Source organism: Lichenicola sp. GTC18331 (genome assembly GCF_055386855.1).
In genome coordinates this window covers 2,851,942-2,866,428 of the sequence record NZ_AP045015.1, presented here as the reverse complement: position 1 = coordinate 2,866,428, position 14,487 = coordinate 2,851,942, and the positions used below count along the sequence as shown (strand labels likewise).

The 14,487-nt window shown below is 69.5% G+C and carries 11 protein-coding genes; 7 read left to right on the top strand and 4 right to left on the bottom strand.

Translation table 11 applies throughout. The features are described from left to right. The first annotated feature begins 154 nt into the window (after positions 1–154). Positions 155–799, top strand: a complete 645-nt coding sequence (gene nth / locus ACZ5BM_RS13045; RefSeq protein WP_498908534.1) for an endonuclease III domain-containing protein — start codon at positions 155–157, stop codon at positions 797–799. Between the two features lie 8 nt (positions 800–807). Here the strand turns inward: nth and ACZ5BM_RS13040 are convergent, their stop codons facing one another. Then, complete coding sequence (locus ACZ5BM_RS13040; protein WP_498908533.1) at positions 808–2,988, bottom strand: ComEC/Rec2 family competence protein; 2,181 nt, start codon at positions 2,986–2,988, stop codon at positions 808–810. Between the two features lie 162 nt (positions 2,989–3,150). Between ACZ5BM_RS13040 and gltX the strand changes: the two genes are divergently transcribed. The 4 genes from gltX (at position 3,151) to plsY (ending at position 7,522) form a co-directional block, all read left to right on the top strand. Beyond that, positions 3,151–4,554 carry a glutamate--tRNA ligase gene (gene gltX, locus ACZ5BM_RS13035; RefSeq protein WP_498908532.1) on the top strand — a complete coding sequence of 468 codons (1,404 nt, stop codon included), beginning with the start codon at positions 3,151–3,153 and terminating at the stop codon, positions 4,552–4,554. Continuing rightward, a complete protein-coding gene (locus tag ACZ5BM_RS13030; protein ID WP_498908530.1) occupies positions 4,547–5,512 on the top strand; it encodes an aspartate carbamoyltransferase catalytic subunit in 966 nt (321 codons plus the stop codon). The genes gltX and ACZ5BM_RS13030 overlap by 8 nt, the downstream gene beginning before the upstream one ends. A gap of 109 nt (positions 5,513–5,621) precedes the next feature. Then, positions 5,622–6,899, top strand: a complete 1,278-nt coding sequence (locus tag ACZ5BM_RS13025) for a dihydroorotase (RefSeq protein WP_498908528.1) — start codon at positions 5,622–5,624, stop codon at positions 6,897–6,899. Further along, positions 6,896–7,522: a glycerol-3-phosphate acyltransferase gene (plsY, locus tag ACZ5BM_RS13020; protein WP_498908526.1), complete on the top strand. Its 627-nt coding sequence runs from the start codon at positions 6,896–6,898 to the stop codon at positions 7,520–7,522. Before ACZ5BM_RS13025 ends, plsY begins: the two co-directional genes overlap by 4 nt. Before the next feature lie 35 nt (positions 7,523–7,557). On the opposite strand, the gene ACZ5BM_RS13015 is transcribed toward plsY, so the two are convergent. The 3 genes from ACZ5BM_RS13015 to acuR all read right to left on the bottom strand — a co-directional run bounded on the left by ACZ5BM_RS13015 (position 7,558) and on the right by acuR (position 10,443). Continuing rightward, positions 7,558–8,403, bottom strand: a complete 846-nt coding sequence (locus ACZ5BM_RS13015) for a Clp protease/crotonase-like domain-containing protein (RefSeq protein ID WP_498908525.1) — start codon at positions 8,401–8,403, stop codon at positions 7,558–7,560. Between the two features lie 101 nt (positions 8,404–8,504). Continuing rightward, positions 8,505–9,758 carry a CaiB/BaiF CoA transferase family protein gene (locus ACZ5BM_RS13010; RefSeq protein WP_498908524.1) on the bottom strand — a complete coding sequence of 418 codons (1,254 nt, stop codon included), beginning with the start codon at positions 9,756–9,758 and terminating at the stop codon, positions 8,505–8,507. 52 nt (positions 9,759–9,810) lie between these two features. Next, positions 9,811–10,443, bottom strand: a complete 633-nt coding sequence (gene acuR, locus ACZ5BM_RS13005; protein WP_498908522.1) for an acrylate utilization transcriptional regulator AcuR — start codon at positions 10,441–10,443, stop codon at positions 9,811–9,813. A 119-nt stretch (positions 10,444–10,562) separates the two neighbouring features. Here acuR and dprA point away from each other — a divergent pair, with 119 nt between their 5' ends. Further along, positions 10,563–11,687 carry a DNA-processing protein DprA gene (dprA, locus tag ACZ5BM_RS13000; protein ID WP_498908520.1) on the top strand — a complete coding sequence of 375 codons (1,125 nt, stop codon included), beginning with the start codon at positions 10,563–10,565 and terminating at the stop codon, positions 11,685–11,687. Positions 11,688–11,765: 78 nt separating this feature from the next. Then, a complete protein-coding gene (topA, locus tag ACZ5BM_RS12995) occupies positions 11,766–14,459 on the top strand; it encodes a type I DNA topoisomerase (protein ID WP_498908518.1) in 2,694 nt (897 codons plus the stop codon). Positions 14,460–14,487 lie beyond the last annotated feature (28 nt).

Sequence of the window (14,487 nt, the reverse complement as noted above, 5' to 3'; positions counted from 1 at the left end):
AATAGGCCGGTTACGCGGCCGAGGCAAGAGAATACTCACGATTATGTCATCTAATTTAGACGGTGCTGACCCGCATGAATCGGCGGTGTCGAAACCCGGAGCCACGATGCCGCCGAAACCCGCTCGCCCAGACCCGCGCCCCCCGGCACGACCGATGTCGCGCAAGGATGTCGCCTCTTTCATCGAAGCGCTCGCCCTGGCCAATCCGGAGCCGGAAAGCGAACTCACCTATGTCGATGCCTTCACCCTGCTGGTGGCCGTGGTCCTGTCGGCGCAGGCGACCGACGTTTCGGTCAACAAGGCCACGGCGGGGCTGTTCCGGGACGCGCCCGACCCTGCCGCCATGGTGGCGCTGGGCGAGGAGGGCGTCGCCCGCCATATCCGCACCATCGGTCTCTGGCGCGCCAAGGCACGCAACGTGGTGGCGCTGTCGGCGAAGCTGCTGGCCGAGCATGACGGGCAGGTTCCGGGCGACCGCGCCGCGCTGGAAGCCCTGCCCGGCGTCGGCCGCAAGACTGCCAGCGTCGTGCTCAACGTGTTCTTCGGGGAAAGCGCGATGGCGGTGGACACGCATATCTTCCGTCTCGGCAACCGCACCGGGCTTGCACCGGGCAAGACCCCGCGCGCGGTGGAGGACGGCCTTGTCGCCCGCATCCCGGCCGAACGCCTGCGCGCGTCGCATCATTGGCTGATCCTGCATGGACGCTACGTCTGCAAGGCGCGCGCGCCGGAATGCTGGCACTGCGCCGGCCGCGAATGGTGCCGCTATCCCGACAAGCGGGATGCGCCGGCAGCCTGATCACCGGTTCATTCCGCCTTCGCCATCGGCAAGGTCGGACGCGGCCGGCCCGGACCCTGCGGCACCCAGGGCCGCCGGCCGCGATCCCGCTGCGCGCTCCAGATCCGCACACCGTGCCGTGTCAGCCACACCGCCTGCGGCCCCTCGCGCCAGACGGTGAAGCGGTCGATGCGCGGAACGCCGGAACAGGCTCCGCGCGACGGCGACGGCGACACGAACACCGAGACGCCGTCGCAGTCGCCCGGCTCCAGCCCGGACTCCTCGTCGGTGTCGTCGTCCGCCCCGGGCCGTCCATGCGACGGCTGCATCAACAACGCTGTCTGCCCGCGCCGTTGCAGCAGACACGCCACCGGGTTGCAGGTGATGTCGGAAGCCGGCGCCCCCGAATCCGGCATCGGGATCGGCGGGGCCAGACGGGCCAGCGCCTTCTGCCAGTCCCCCAGGGTCATCGGATCGCCCCGCGACCCTGCTTCCAGCACCAGCGCCCCCGGCTCGCGCACCGCGATCAGCGACGCATCCGGCGACACCAGCAGATCCGGCTCCGCACGCAGCCAGGGCGACGCGCAACCCAGCACGATCGGCAGCACCGCCAGGAACCGCCAGCGACGCCGCCATAGGCACAGCCAGATCAAACCGAAGCTGACCGAGAGCAGTCCCCAGACCGGGGCCAAAGGCACGGGCAGGCTCGCTGCGGGCAGCGCCGCCACCCCGTGCGCCAGCATCAGGATCAGATCGATACCGCCGCCCATCGCACGCAGAAACGGCCAGTCCAGGCCGAACGGCATCGCCAGAAGCGCCAGCATGCCCTGCGGCAGCACCCAGAACGCCGTGATCGGCACGGCGAGGAGATTGGCCAGAACGAAATAGAACTGCACCCGGCCGAAATGAAACGCGGCGTAGGGCAGAGACGCCGCACCGGCCAGGAGCGAGGTGAAGAAGAGCTGGAACACGTGCAGCGCCAGCTTGCCGCGCCAATCCGGGCCATGCAGACGACGCGACAGCGGACGTGCCGCCTCGTAGCCGGCCAGCAGCGCCAGAACCGCGGCGAAGCTCATCTGGAACCCGACATCGAGCAGCGTCGCCGGGCTGGCCAGCAGGATCAGCAGCGCGGCGAAGCCGAGCCCGCGCATCGACACCGCGCGCCGGCCGATCAGCAGACCCAGCGCCGCCACCGTCGCCATGGCCAGCGATCGCAATCCCGGCAGATGCAGCCCGGTCAGCAGCATGTAGCCGGCGCCCAGGGCCAGCGCGCACAAGGCGGCGATCTGCCGGCACGGCAGACGCAGAGCCGCCCATTCCCACGCCGCCAGCCCGGACCGGACGATCGCCAGCCCGAACATCATCACCACGCCCAGATGCAGCCCGGCCACCGCCAGCAGATGGGCGAGGCCGGAAGCGGCGAAGGCGTCGCGATCGCTTTGCGGGATCGACGTGCTGAGACCGGTCAGCATGGTCGCGGCCACCGCACCGCGCGGGCCCGGCAGGATTTGCAGAATCCGTGCCGCCACGGCCTCGCGCGTCCGGCGCAGCCAGGGCCAGAACCCGCGCTCCGTCGCAGGCGCCAGCACCACGGCGTCCGACAAGGCCCGCCCCGAACCGGCCTGCCCGCCGAAGAACGCGTCGCGCTGGCCATCCCGTCCGCCCGGAAAATCCGGCGCGGCGGGCGGACGCAGCAGGACGCGGATCCGCAGCCGGTCGCCGACATGCAGCACGGCCGCATCATCCGGCCGGAGCCGGACCCGGAACGACCGGTCCGTTTGCGGCACCGCCGCGGACACGCCCTCCGGCGGCGCCGCCAGCGCCATCGAGACGCCGTCCAGCGTCACGCGACGCCGGCCGTCCGACATCAGATCGATCGCGCCGACCCGCCCGGTCAGCAGCGTGGCCTTGCGCGGCAGGGCGGGCAGCGGCGACCGATGCCGGGTGGACAGTTCGGCGGCCAGGAACCCGACCGACACCGCCAGCAGGGCGGCCACGAGCGAATGTGCGATGCGGCTGCGCCGGGCGAACCCGAGCAGCGGAAGCAGAAGGAGAACCGGCGCGAGACCCATCCACACGGGCGGCTCGCTCCGCAGCGTGAAGTAGACGACGATCCCCGCGCCGACCAGAGGCGCTAGCCACAGCACCAGACGGTCGCGATCGGCGTCCAGCCCGGTGCGGACCGAAGCCCAGCCGCGCCCGGCCGCCATCCCGATCGCGCTCAGGGCGGGGGGAAAGCGGCGCCCGGCCGGTATGCGAAGGAGGGCGGAACCAGACACTGACGAAATGTTAGCAAATCGGGCAGGCGCGCTCCAGCATCGCGTGTCGCGCCATCGTGCGTGCGCAAACGGCCCGTGCTAGGAGAGCGCTCCATGACCGTCCGTACACGTTTCGCGCCCAGCCCGACCGGCCTGCTGCATATCGGCAACGCCCGCGCCGCCTTGTTCAACTTCCTGTTCGCCCGCCACCATGGCGGCGAATTCCTGCTGCGTATCGAGGACACCGACAAGGAACGCTCCACGCAGCGCGCCGTCGATGTGATCTTCGAGGGTCTGGACTGGATGGGGCTGACGCCGGACGAGCCGGCCGTGTTCCAGTCCACGCGTCAGGCCCGGCACACCGAGGTGGCGCTGGAGCTGCTGGCCAAGGGCCACGCCTACAAATGCTTCTGCACCCAGGACGAGCTGAAGCAGATGCGCGAACAGGCGCAGGCCGAGGGCCGTCCGCCGCGCTACAACGGCATGTGGCGCGACCGCGACCCGTCCGAAGCCCCGCCCGGCGCGCCCTACACCGTCCGGCTGCGCGCACCGCAGGAGGGGGAGACCGTGGTCGACGATCTCGTCCAGGGCGAGATCCGCGTCGCCAACGCGGAGATGGACGACATGATCATCCTGCGCGCCGACGGCAGCCCGACCTATCTGCACGCGGTGGTCTGCGACGATCACGACATGCGCATCACGCACGTGATCCGCGGCGACGACCACATGACCAACACCTTCCGCCAGTCGCAGATCTACGCGCTGATGGGCTGGGAAAGGCCGCTTTTCGCCCATCTGCCGCTGATCCACGGGCCGGACGGCGCCAAGCTTTCCAAGCGCCACGGCGCGCAGAGCGTGGTCGAGTTCCGCGAGGAAGGGTTCCTGCCGGAAGCGCTCAACAACTACCTGCTGCGCCTCGGCTGGGGCCATGGCGATGCCGAGGTGCTGTCGCGCGACGAGCAGATCCGTTTGTTCGATCTCGACGGCGTCGGCCGCTCCGCCAGCCGCATGGACTACACCAAGCTGTCGCATCTGAACGGCGTCTGGCTGCGCCAGGCCGATGACGACCGCCTCACCGCCGAAGTGCTGCAACGGCTCGAAGGCCGCGAGGGCCTGCGTCTCGACGAGACCGCCCGCACACGCATCCGCGTGCTGATGAGCGGGCTCAAGGAGCGCGCGAAGACGCTGGTCGATCTGGCCGACAGCGCCGCCTTCCTTGCGCGCGAGGTGCCGTTGCCGATGGATGCCAAGGCGTCCTCCCTGCTCACGCCGGATGCGCGCGGCCTGCTGCGCGATCTGGCGGCGGCCCTGGCCCCGGTCCACCCGTTCGAGCCGGCCGAGATCGACGCGGCGCTCCGACAATTCGCCGAACAACAGGGCCGCAAGCTCGGTCAGGTGGCGCAGCCGTTGCGCGCGGCGCTGACGGGCAGTTCCATGAGCCCGGGAATCGACGCCACGGCGGCGGCGCTGGGCCGGGACGAGGTGATGGCGCGCATCGGAGCTGCGATCGGTGGCTGAGGGACGGGGCAGCAGCGGGTTCTTCGGCGGCACCGCCTCCGAGCGTCATCTGCTCGGCCTGCAGGGCATGCATCCGAGCCGGATCGAGCCTTTCCTCGATCTGGCCGAGAGCTACGTCCTACTGAACCGCTCGCGCAAGACGCAGCGCGACCTGCTGCGCGGCCGCACGCTGATCAATCTGTTCTTCGAAGACTCCACCCGCACCCGCACCTCGTTCGAACTCGCCGGCAAGCGTCTCGGCGCCGACGTGATCAACATGTCCGTGTCCACCTCCTCGGTGAACAAGGGCGAGACGCTGCTGGATACGGCGGCGACGCTGAACGCCATGCGCACCGATCTGCTGGTGGTGCGCCATGCGCAGTCGGGCGCGCCGGCCCTGCTCGCGCGCAAGGTGGATGCCGCCGTGATCAATGCCGGCGACGGCACGCACGAGCACCCGACCCAGGCGCTGCTCGACGCGCTCACCATCCGGCGCAATCTGGGCCGGATCGAAGGGCTGACCGTGGCGATCTGCGGCGACGTCGCCCATTCGCGCGTGGCCCGCTCCAACATCCATCTGCTGACCGCCATGGGCAGCCAGGTGCGTGTGGTCGGACCGCCGACGCTGATGCCGGCCGACGTGGACCGGCTCGGCGTCGAGGTCTGCCACAACATGGATCACGGCGTGGAAGGCGCCGACGTGCTGATGATGCTGCGTTTGCAGCGCGAGCGCATGTCGGGCGGCCTCGTGCCGAGCGCGCGGGAATATTTCCGCTTCTACGGGCTCGACACGGTGCGTCTGGCCAAGGCCAAGCCCGGCGCGCTGGTGATGCATCCGGGACCGATGAATCGCGGCGTGGAGATCGACAGCCAGGTGGCGGACCATCCGCAGCAGAGCGTGATCCAGGAACAGGTCGAGATGGGCGTGGCCGTCAGGATGGCGGTGCTGGATCGGCTTTCCAGAATGCAGATGGCATGAAACCCGTCTCCGACGGCCGGGGGCGTTGCCCCTGGACCCTACCAAGGGCGAAGCCCTTGGAACCCAGTTTTGGGGGCCGGGGCAGCGCCCCGGCGCTTACGGCGAACCGATGACCATCACTCTCTTCGACCGCGTCCGCCTCATCGACCCCGCCACGGGTCTCGATCGCCCCGGCCGCCTGCTGGTCCGTGACGGCCGCATCGACGCCATCGACGCCCCCGCCGAAGGTGCGCCGGAGGGCGCCACGATCGTCGACGGCCAGGGCGCGGTTCTGTGCCCCGGCCTAGTCGACATGCGCGTTGCCCTGGGCGAGCCCGGCCACGAATACCGCGAAACCATCGCCGAAGCGGCCGAAGCCGCCAATGCGGGCGGCGTCACCACCGTCGCCTCCCTGCCCAACGGCGTGCCCGCCATCGACGACCCCGCCCTGGTGCGCCTTCTGCGCGCACGCGGCGAGGAAACCGGCCGACTGTCGATCCTGCCCTACGGCGCGCTCACCCGCGGCTGCGAGGGCAAGGAGATGGCCGAGCTCGGCCTGCTGCGCGAAGCCGGCGCCGTCGCCTTCACCGACGGCACCCGCGCCATCGCCGATGCCCGCCTGATGCGTCTGGCCTTGTCCTATTCCCGCGCCTTCGGGGCGATGGTGGTGCAACACCCGGAGGAACCCTCGCTCGCGCGCGGCGGCGTCGCCACCGAAGGCGAGCTGGCGACACGGCTCGGCCTGCCCGGCATCCCTGCGGCGGCGGAAGCGATCCTGGTCGCGCGCGACGTGCGTCTGGCCCAGCTCACCGGCGGCGCGCTGCATGTGGCGCACATCTCCACCGCCGAAACCGTGCGCGTCATCGCCCAGGCCAAGGCCGACGGCATCCGCGTCACCTGCGACACCGCCCCGCCTTATTTCGACCTGAACGAAACCGCGATCGGCGATTTCCGCACCTACGCCAAGCTGTCCCCGCCCTTGCGCCCGGAAGCGGACCGGATGGCGATCGCCGCCGGGCTCGCCGACGGCACCATCGACGCGGTCGCCTCCGACCACGCCCCCTGCGACCCGGACGACAAGCGCCTTCCCTTCGCGCAGGCCATGGCCGGCGGCGTCGGCCTCAGCACCCTGCTCGGCGTCACGCTCGCCCGCGTGCATGACGGGGCGATCAGCCTGTCGCGCGCGATCGAGCTGCTCAGCACCGCCCCGGCCCGGCTGCTCGGCCTCGCCGGAGGCACCCTGGCGGCAGGCGCACCGGCCGATCTCTGCCTGTTCGACCCCGAACGCGGCTGGAAGGTGATCGCGGGCCAGCTCCCCGGCCACGCGCAGAACACGCCATTCGACGGCCGCGCCCTCGAAGGCCGCGTCCTCGGCACGTGGAAGAACGGGCGGAGAGTGTTCGGATGAGCCCGCTGGCGGTGGAAGCGCTGATCGGCACGGCCATCGTGTCCTATCTGATCGGCTCGATCCCGTTCGGCCTGATCCTCACCCGGCTGGGCGGCGCGGGCGACATCCGCGCCATCGGCTCCGGCAATATCGGCGCCACCAACGTTCTGCGCACGGGCCGCAAGGGTCTCGCCGCCGCCACCTTGTTGCTGGACGGGCTCAAGGGCTTCGCGGGCCCGGTCCTTTGCGCCCTGGCCTGGCCGTTTTTCGCCCCGGCCGTGCTGGCGCTCGGCGCGGTCTGCGCCGTGCTCGGCCATTGTTTTCCCGTCTGGCTGCGCTTTCGCGGCGGCAAGGGCGTCGCCACCGGTCTCGGCGCCGCCTTCGCGCTCGATTGGCGGGCTGGGCTGATCTGCTGCCTCGTCTGGCTGCTGGTGGCGCGGCTGACCAAGATCTCGTCCGCCGGCGCGCTGGCCGCGTTCGTGGCCCTGCCGGCCGTGCTGCTGCTGTTCGCCTTCGGCCGGACCGGCGCGCCGAACCTCTGGGCCGGGCTGCTGATCGCCGCGATCGTCTTCGTCCGGCACCGGGGCAACATCCAGCGCATCCTGAACGGGACGGAACCACGGATCGGCAAGAAGACCGCCTGAAACGCGGTTCCGGCCGGACAAGGCCGCCCCCCGGTTCAGCGGTGCCGGAAGACCGGCGCCCGCTTGCTCTTAAACGCGCTCATGCCTTCCTTCTGCCCTTCCGTCGCGAACGCCGCCTGGAACAGCAGCCGTTCATGGCGCAGCCCGTCCGACAACGTGCCTTCAAAGGCGTGATTCACCGCCTGCTTGGCCATGCGAACCGCGGGCGCGTTGTAGCCGGCGATGGTGTGGGCCGCCTCGAGCGCGGTCTGCAACAGGTCCTGGGGCGGCACCACCCGGGCCACCAGCCCGATCGCCTTCGCCTCGGCCGCGCCGATGGTGCGGCCGGTCAGCACCATGTCCATGGTCATCGCCTTGCCGACAGAGCGCGCCAGGCGTTGCGACCCGCCGATACCCGGCAGGACGCCGAGCTTGATTTCAGGCTGGCCGAATTGCGCATCCTCGGCGGCGATCACGAAATCGCACAGCAGCGCCAGTTCGCAACCGCCGCCCAGAGCGTAGCCGGCCACGGCGGCGATGATCGGCGTGCCGATCGCCCGGATCTCGTCCCATGGGGCCAGGAAATCGTGCATCAGGAAATCCACGAACGGGATCTCCGCCATCTCCTCGATATCGGCGCCGGCGGCGAAGGCGCGCGTCGACCCGGTGATGACGATCGCACCCACATTCTCGTCCGCATCGAACGCGCGCAGGGCCGCCAGGATCTCTCCGGCGAGTTGCCGGTTCAGGGCATTGAGTTGCCTGGGCCGGTTGAGCGTGATCAGCCCGACCCGTTCGCGCCGTTCCACCAGGATGGTGGACGGGCCGGACAGACCGTCCGGCGACACGGCTCCGGCCGGAGCGGGCACGACGTCGCGCGCGGCAGTGGTTGTCTTGGACATGGTGCGAACCTTTCGCTGATGGAGAGTGTTCCGCCGGACCACGCGATCGTTACGACGGGCAGCCTCGTCCGCCGGGCGGGTCCGTTCGGTCGGATGGTGTCCTAGCCGGGGCGCTTTGCGGGCGGATGGCCGTCATCCGCGACCATGGCCGCCGGGGCATACGCACGATCGTCACCGGCCAGCTCGTCCAGAATGGCTTCGCGGTGCTGGTTCAGACCGGGAGCCGACACCGGCACCGAAACGTCGTTCTCCGCGTCGCCGATCCGGATCGGATTGCCGGCGGTGCGGACGGTGCGGCCGTTCCGCCCGGCCACGCGGATGATCATCTTGCGCGCCAGCAACTGCGGATGATCGAACAGGCGCTCGACCGTGTTGATCGGCGCGCACGGCACGCCGGCCTCCGTGAGACGATCGATCCAGTGCTGCGCCGGTCGGCTAGCGGTGATCGTCTCGATTGCGCGCAGCAGAGCCGGCCGGTTGCGGCAACGGAGATCGTTGCTCGAGAACCACGGATGCAGGGCCAGGCCGGGATCGCCCAGCGCGTCGGCCATCAGCAGGAACAGCCCGTCATTGCCGGCGGCGATGACGAAACGACCGTCCGCGGCGGCGACGCTCTCGAACGGCGCCAGCGACGGATGGGCATCGCCGGTGCGCGTCGGCACCGACTCTTCGAGATCGCAGCGCGCCAAGGCCGTTTCCAGCAAGGCGGCCTGACAGTCGAGCATGCCGATATCGACCCTGCGTCCCTGCGCGTCGCGCTGCCGCCCGTGCAGGGCGGACAGGATGCCGATGGTGGCGAACAAGGCGGCGCCGAGATCGCCGATGCTGGTGCCGACACGGGCCGGTGCGGCGTCGGGCCAGCCGTTCAGGCTCATCATGCCGCCCATGGCCTGCACCACCATGTCGTAGCCTGGCAGGTCGGCGAACGGCCCGGTCTGTCCGAAGCCCGAGATCGAGGCGTAGATCAGACGCGGATGGGTTCTGGCCAGACGCGCGGCGCCGTAGCCGAGCCGGTCCATCACGCCGGGACGGAAATTCTCCACCAGGATGTCGGCCCGATCGAGCAGACGTTCGAGCAGGATGCGGTCCCGGGGCGATTTCACATCGAGGACGATGCTTTCCTTGCCCCGGTTGAAGCAGGCGAAATAGGCGGATTCGCCGTCGAGGAACGGCCCGAAGGCGCGCGTATCGTCGCCGGTGCCGAAGCGCTCGATCTTGATCACCCGCGCCCCGAGATCGGCAAGGATCATGGTGCAATAGGGCCCCGCCAGCACGCGCGAGAAATCGAGCACGGTCAGGCCGGCCAAGGGGCCGGGAGCGGGAGCAGGAATGCGTGACGCCGAAACACCGTCCATGAGAGACCTCAAAGAATTAGACCGATCGTCTAGAGCCGGGCAAAAAAAGAGTTCAGGCCCGCAGCAGCAAAAAGAAATTGTCGGCGAACAGACGCAGCGGCGCGCCATGCCGCTCGAGCTTCGCCCGCAGCACCGCGCCCTCCCAGCCGATCCAGAAGAAGGCCGCCAGCTGTCTCGGATCGTGCCGTGCGCCGATCTCTCCCGCATCGCGTGCCAATTCCAGGCAGCGGGCGGTACGGGCTTCCCAGTCGGCGAACACGTCGAGCAGGCGCGCCCGGAACGACGCCGGAAGCGCCCCCATCTCCTGGCCGAGATTGCCCACGACGCAGCCGCGGGCGAAGCCGTATCGGGACATGCCGGCTTCGGCGTCCTCGGTGAAACGCGCCAGCCGTTGCAGCGGCGGGACGGTGTCGTCGCCGAGGAAACGGTCCAGCTTGCGGGCGAAATAGGCGGCGTAGCGGTCGACCACGGCGAGGCCGAACGCCTCCTTGCTGTCGAAGTAGTGATAGAACGAGCCTTTCGGCACCTCGACCGCACGCAGGATCTCGTCGAGCCCGACGGCAGAGAAGCCTTTCTCGGTCAGCACCACCATGCCGGCATGCAGTAGCCCGTCGCGCGTTTCGCTGTATCCACCGAGCGTTTTCGGGGGCCGGCCACGACGGCGGGGAGGAACGACGGCGTTCATGCGGATTAAATAGACCGGTCGTCTTGATAATGACAAGAGGTGATTCTTCCTGTCGCGTCGGCTTCAATCCGTCGTCGGAACGCAATAGAAACGATCTCGTTGTTCCGAGAGCCGCGTCGATGACCCCCGCCTTGATCCACAGCCTGCGTCTCGCCCGCACCGAGGGGATCGGCCCGATCGGCTTCCGGAGGCTGATGCGCCGCTTCGACGGCGACGCCGAGGCCGCCGTTTCGGCGCTTCCCTCCGTCAACACCGACAAGAACCGCGCGCCCAGGACACCGAGCGCCGCTCAGGCCGAGGACGAGATCGCTTCCCTCGCCCGCCTCGGCGGCCGGTTCCTCGTGCTGGGCACGCCGGACTACCCCCCGCTTCTGGCGCAGCTCGGCGACGCGCCGCCGGTGCTCGCCGTTTTGGGCGACCCGCGCATTCTGCATCGCAGGGCCGTGGCGATCGTGGGGGCGCGCAATGCCTCCAACAACGGTCTCCGCCTCGCCGAAGCGCTCGCCGCCGATCTCGGCGGGGCCGGGCTGGTGACCGTGTCCGGTCTCGCGCGCGGCATCGACGGCGCGGCGCATAACGGGGCGTTGCATGTCGGCCCCACCGTCGCCGCCATCGCCGGCGGGCTCGACCGCCCCTACCCGCCGGAACACGAAGGGTTGCAGGCGCGCATCGCGGAGAAAGGCTGCGTGGTGGCGGAGGCCCCGCTCGGCACGGCGCCGATCGCCAAGCATTTCCCCCGCCGCAACCGGGTGGTGGTTGGTTTGTCGCTGGGCTGCCTCGTGGTGGAGGCAGCACCGCAATCCGGCACGCTGATCTCCGCGGATCTCGCCCTCGATTACGGACGCGAGCTGTTCGCGGTGCCGGGCAGCCCGCTCGACCCGCGCTGCCGGGGGTCCAACAACCTGCTGCGCAAGCGGGAAGCGCATCTGGTCGAGAACGCCGAGGATGTGCTGCGCCATCTGCCGGAGCTGCCGAACGGGCTGGGTCCGGACGGGTTCGCCGAGTCCCGGTCCGGCTGGGGTGCGGACGCACCGGAGAGTTGGGACCAGCTCGGCGCGGTGCGCCAGGCCGTGGTCTCGCTGCTCAGCCACACCCCCACGCCAGTTGACGATCTGGTGCGTCGCTGCCAGTTCTCGATTTCTGCCGTGCTGGCAGTCCTGACCGAGCTGGAGCTCGCCGGCAGGGTCGAATCCCATCCCGGAAACCGGGTTGGCCTGCTCGCCGACCGCACCTGGCCGGGCTGAGGAGCGTCAGCCCACTGGTTCCGGCGGGGATGAGCCCGGCCGGTTTTCTTCCTCCCCGGCAGCGGACCCGGAGTGCTTATGACCGACGTCGTCGTGGTCGAGTCGCCCGCAAAGGCGAAGACGATCAACAAATACCTGGGCGACCGCTTCACCGTGCTGGCCTCGTTCGGCCATGTGCGCGACCTGCCCCCCAAGGACGGCTCCGTGCGTCCGGACGAGGGTTTCGCGATGGACTGGGAAGCCGACGAGCGCGGCAACCGGCAGATCACCGCCATCGCCAAGGCGCTCAAGGGCGCGTCCACGCTCTACCTCGCCACCGACCCGGATCGCGAAGGCGAGGCGATCTCCTGGCACGTCCGGGCGATGCTGGAAGAGCGCAAGCTGCTGCGCGGCATCGACGTGCAGCGCGTGACGTTCAACGAGATCACCAAGAACGCCATCAAGACGGCGATGAAGAAGCCGCGCGACCTCGATATGCCGCTGATCGAGGCCTATCTGGCCCGTCGCGCGCTCGATTATCTGGTCGGCTTCACCCTGTCTCCGGTGCTCTGGCGCAAGCTGCCCGGCTCGCGCTCCGCCGGACGCGTGCAGTCGGTGGCGCTTCGCCTGATCTGCGAGCGCGAAGCCGAGATCGAGAAGTTCAAGCCGCGCGAGTACTGGACCGTGCAGGCCCAGATGAATACGCCGGCCGGCGCGCCCTTCACCGCCCGCCTCACCCATCTCGCCGGACGCAAGCTCGACCAGTTCGATCTCGGCGACGAGAAGGCCGCGCTGGCCGCCAAGGCGACGGTGGAAGCCGGCGCCTTCTCCGTCGGCTCGGTCGAGCGCCGCAAGGTCAAGCGCAACCCGCCCGCGCCGTTCACCACCTCCACCCTGCAGCAGGAAGCCAGCCGCAAGCTCGGCATGGGGGCGCAGGCCACCATGCGCGCGGCGCAGCAACTCTATGAAGGCATCGAGCTGGGCGGCGAGACCGTCGGCCTGATCACCTACATGCGAACCGACGGCGTGCAGATGGCCAAGGAGGCTGTGGACGAGATCCGCGCCCATATCGGCGAGGCGTTCGGCCGCGACTACCTGCCCGGCCTGGCGCGCGAATATTCCTCCAAGGCCAAGAACGCGCAGGAAGCGCACGAGGCGGTGCGACCCACCGACGTCTCGCGCACCCCGGCCGAGATCGGCCGCTATCTCGGCGACGAACAGAAGCGGCTCTACGAGCTGATCTGGAAGCGTGCCGTCGCGTCGCAGATGCAGTCCGCCGAGCTGGATCAGGTCGCGGTCGAGATCGACGCCGCCGACAAGAGCGCCAAACTCCGCGCCACCGGTTCCATCGTCGCCTTCGACGGCTTCCTCAAGCTCTACAGCGAGGGCCGCGACGACAGCGACAAGGAGGCCGACGACGAAAGCCGCATGCTGCCGCCGATGCGTGAACAGGACCCGTTGAAGCGCGGTCCGGTCGCCGCCGACCAGCATTTTACCCAGCCGCCGCCGCGCTTCTCCGAAGCGTCCCTGGTGAAGCGGATGGAAGAGCTCGGCATCGGCCGTCCTTCCACCTACGCCTCCATCCTGGGCGTGCTACGCGACCGCGACTACGTGCGCCTCGACGCGCGACGCTTCGTGCCGGAAGATCGCGGCCGTCTGGTCACCGCCTTCCTCACCTCCTTCTTCGAGCGTTATGTCGATCCGCATTTCACCGCGGGGCTGGAAGAACAGCTCGACGACATCTCCGACGGCCGCGCCGACTGGCGGGAGGTGATGCGGAAATTCTGGGACGCGTTCTCGCACGCCGTCGCGCAGACCAAGGATCTCAAGATCTCCGACGTGATCGACGCGCTCGACGCCGATCTCGGCCCGCATTTCTTCCCCCCCAGGGAGGACGGCACCGATCCGCGCGTCTGTACTGCCTGCGGCACCGGACGGCTCGGGCTCAAGCTCGGCCGCTACGGCTCGTTCATCGGCTGTTCCAACTACCCCGCCTGTCAGTTCACCCGCCGTCTGGTCGAATCGAAGGACGGCGACGGCGGCGGCGAACTCAAGGACGGCATGCGCGCGCTCGGCACGCATCCCGACACGGGCGAGGACATCGTCGTCAAGCGCGGCCCCTGGGGGCTCTACGTGCAGCAGGGCGAGCCGGACCCGAACGACAAGAAGGCCAAGCCGAAGCGCGCCACCCTGCCCAAGGGCTTCGAGGGCGACACGGTCACGCTGGAACAGGCGGTCGGGCTGCTGTCCCTGCCGCGTCTGGTCGGCGTGCATCCCGAGATGGGCGAGCCGATCGAGGCCGGGATCGGCCGGTTCGGCCCCTATGTGAAGATGGGCGCCATCTTCGCCTCGCTCGACAAGGACGACGACATCCTGCTGGTCGGCATGAACCGGGCGATGGACGTTCTCGGCAAGAAGCTCGCTTCCGTCCGCACGCTCGGCGAGCACCCCAAGGACAAGGAGCCGGTGCTGGTCCGCAAGGGTCGCTTCGGCCCCTATGTGCAGCACGGCCAGGTGGTCGCGAACCTGCCGCGCGAACGCTCCATGGACGATTTCACCCTCGACGAGGCGATCCCGCTGTTGGCCGAGAAAGGCAAGCCGCTGAAGCCGCGCGGCGGCAAGAAGGTCGCCGCCAAGAGCAAGACCGCCAAGGCGGAGGGCGCCAAGGCCGCCTCGAAGACCGCTGCCAAGGCTGATGGAGAGACCAAGCCGGCGGCGAAGAAGAAGGCCGCCGCCAAGCCCCGTGCCGCCGCGGCCAAGACGGCCAAACCGGCGACCAAGAAGGGCGCGTGATCCGGCGCGTTCCGGCGGAACCCTGATC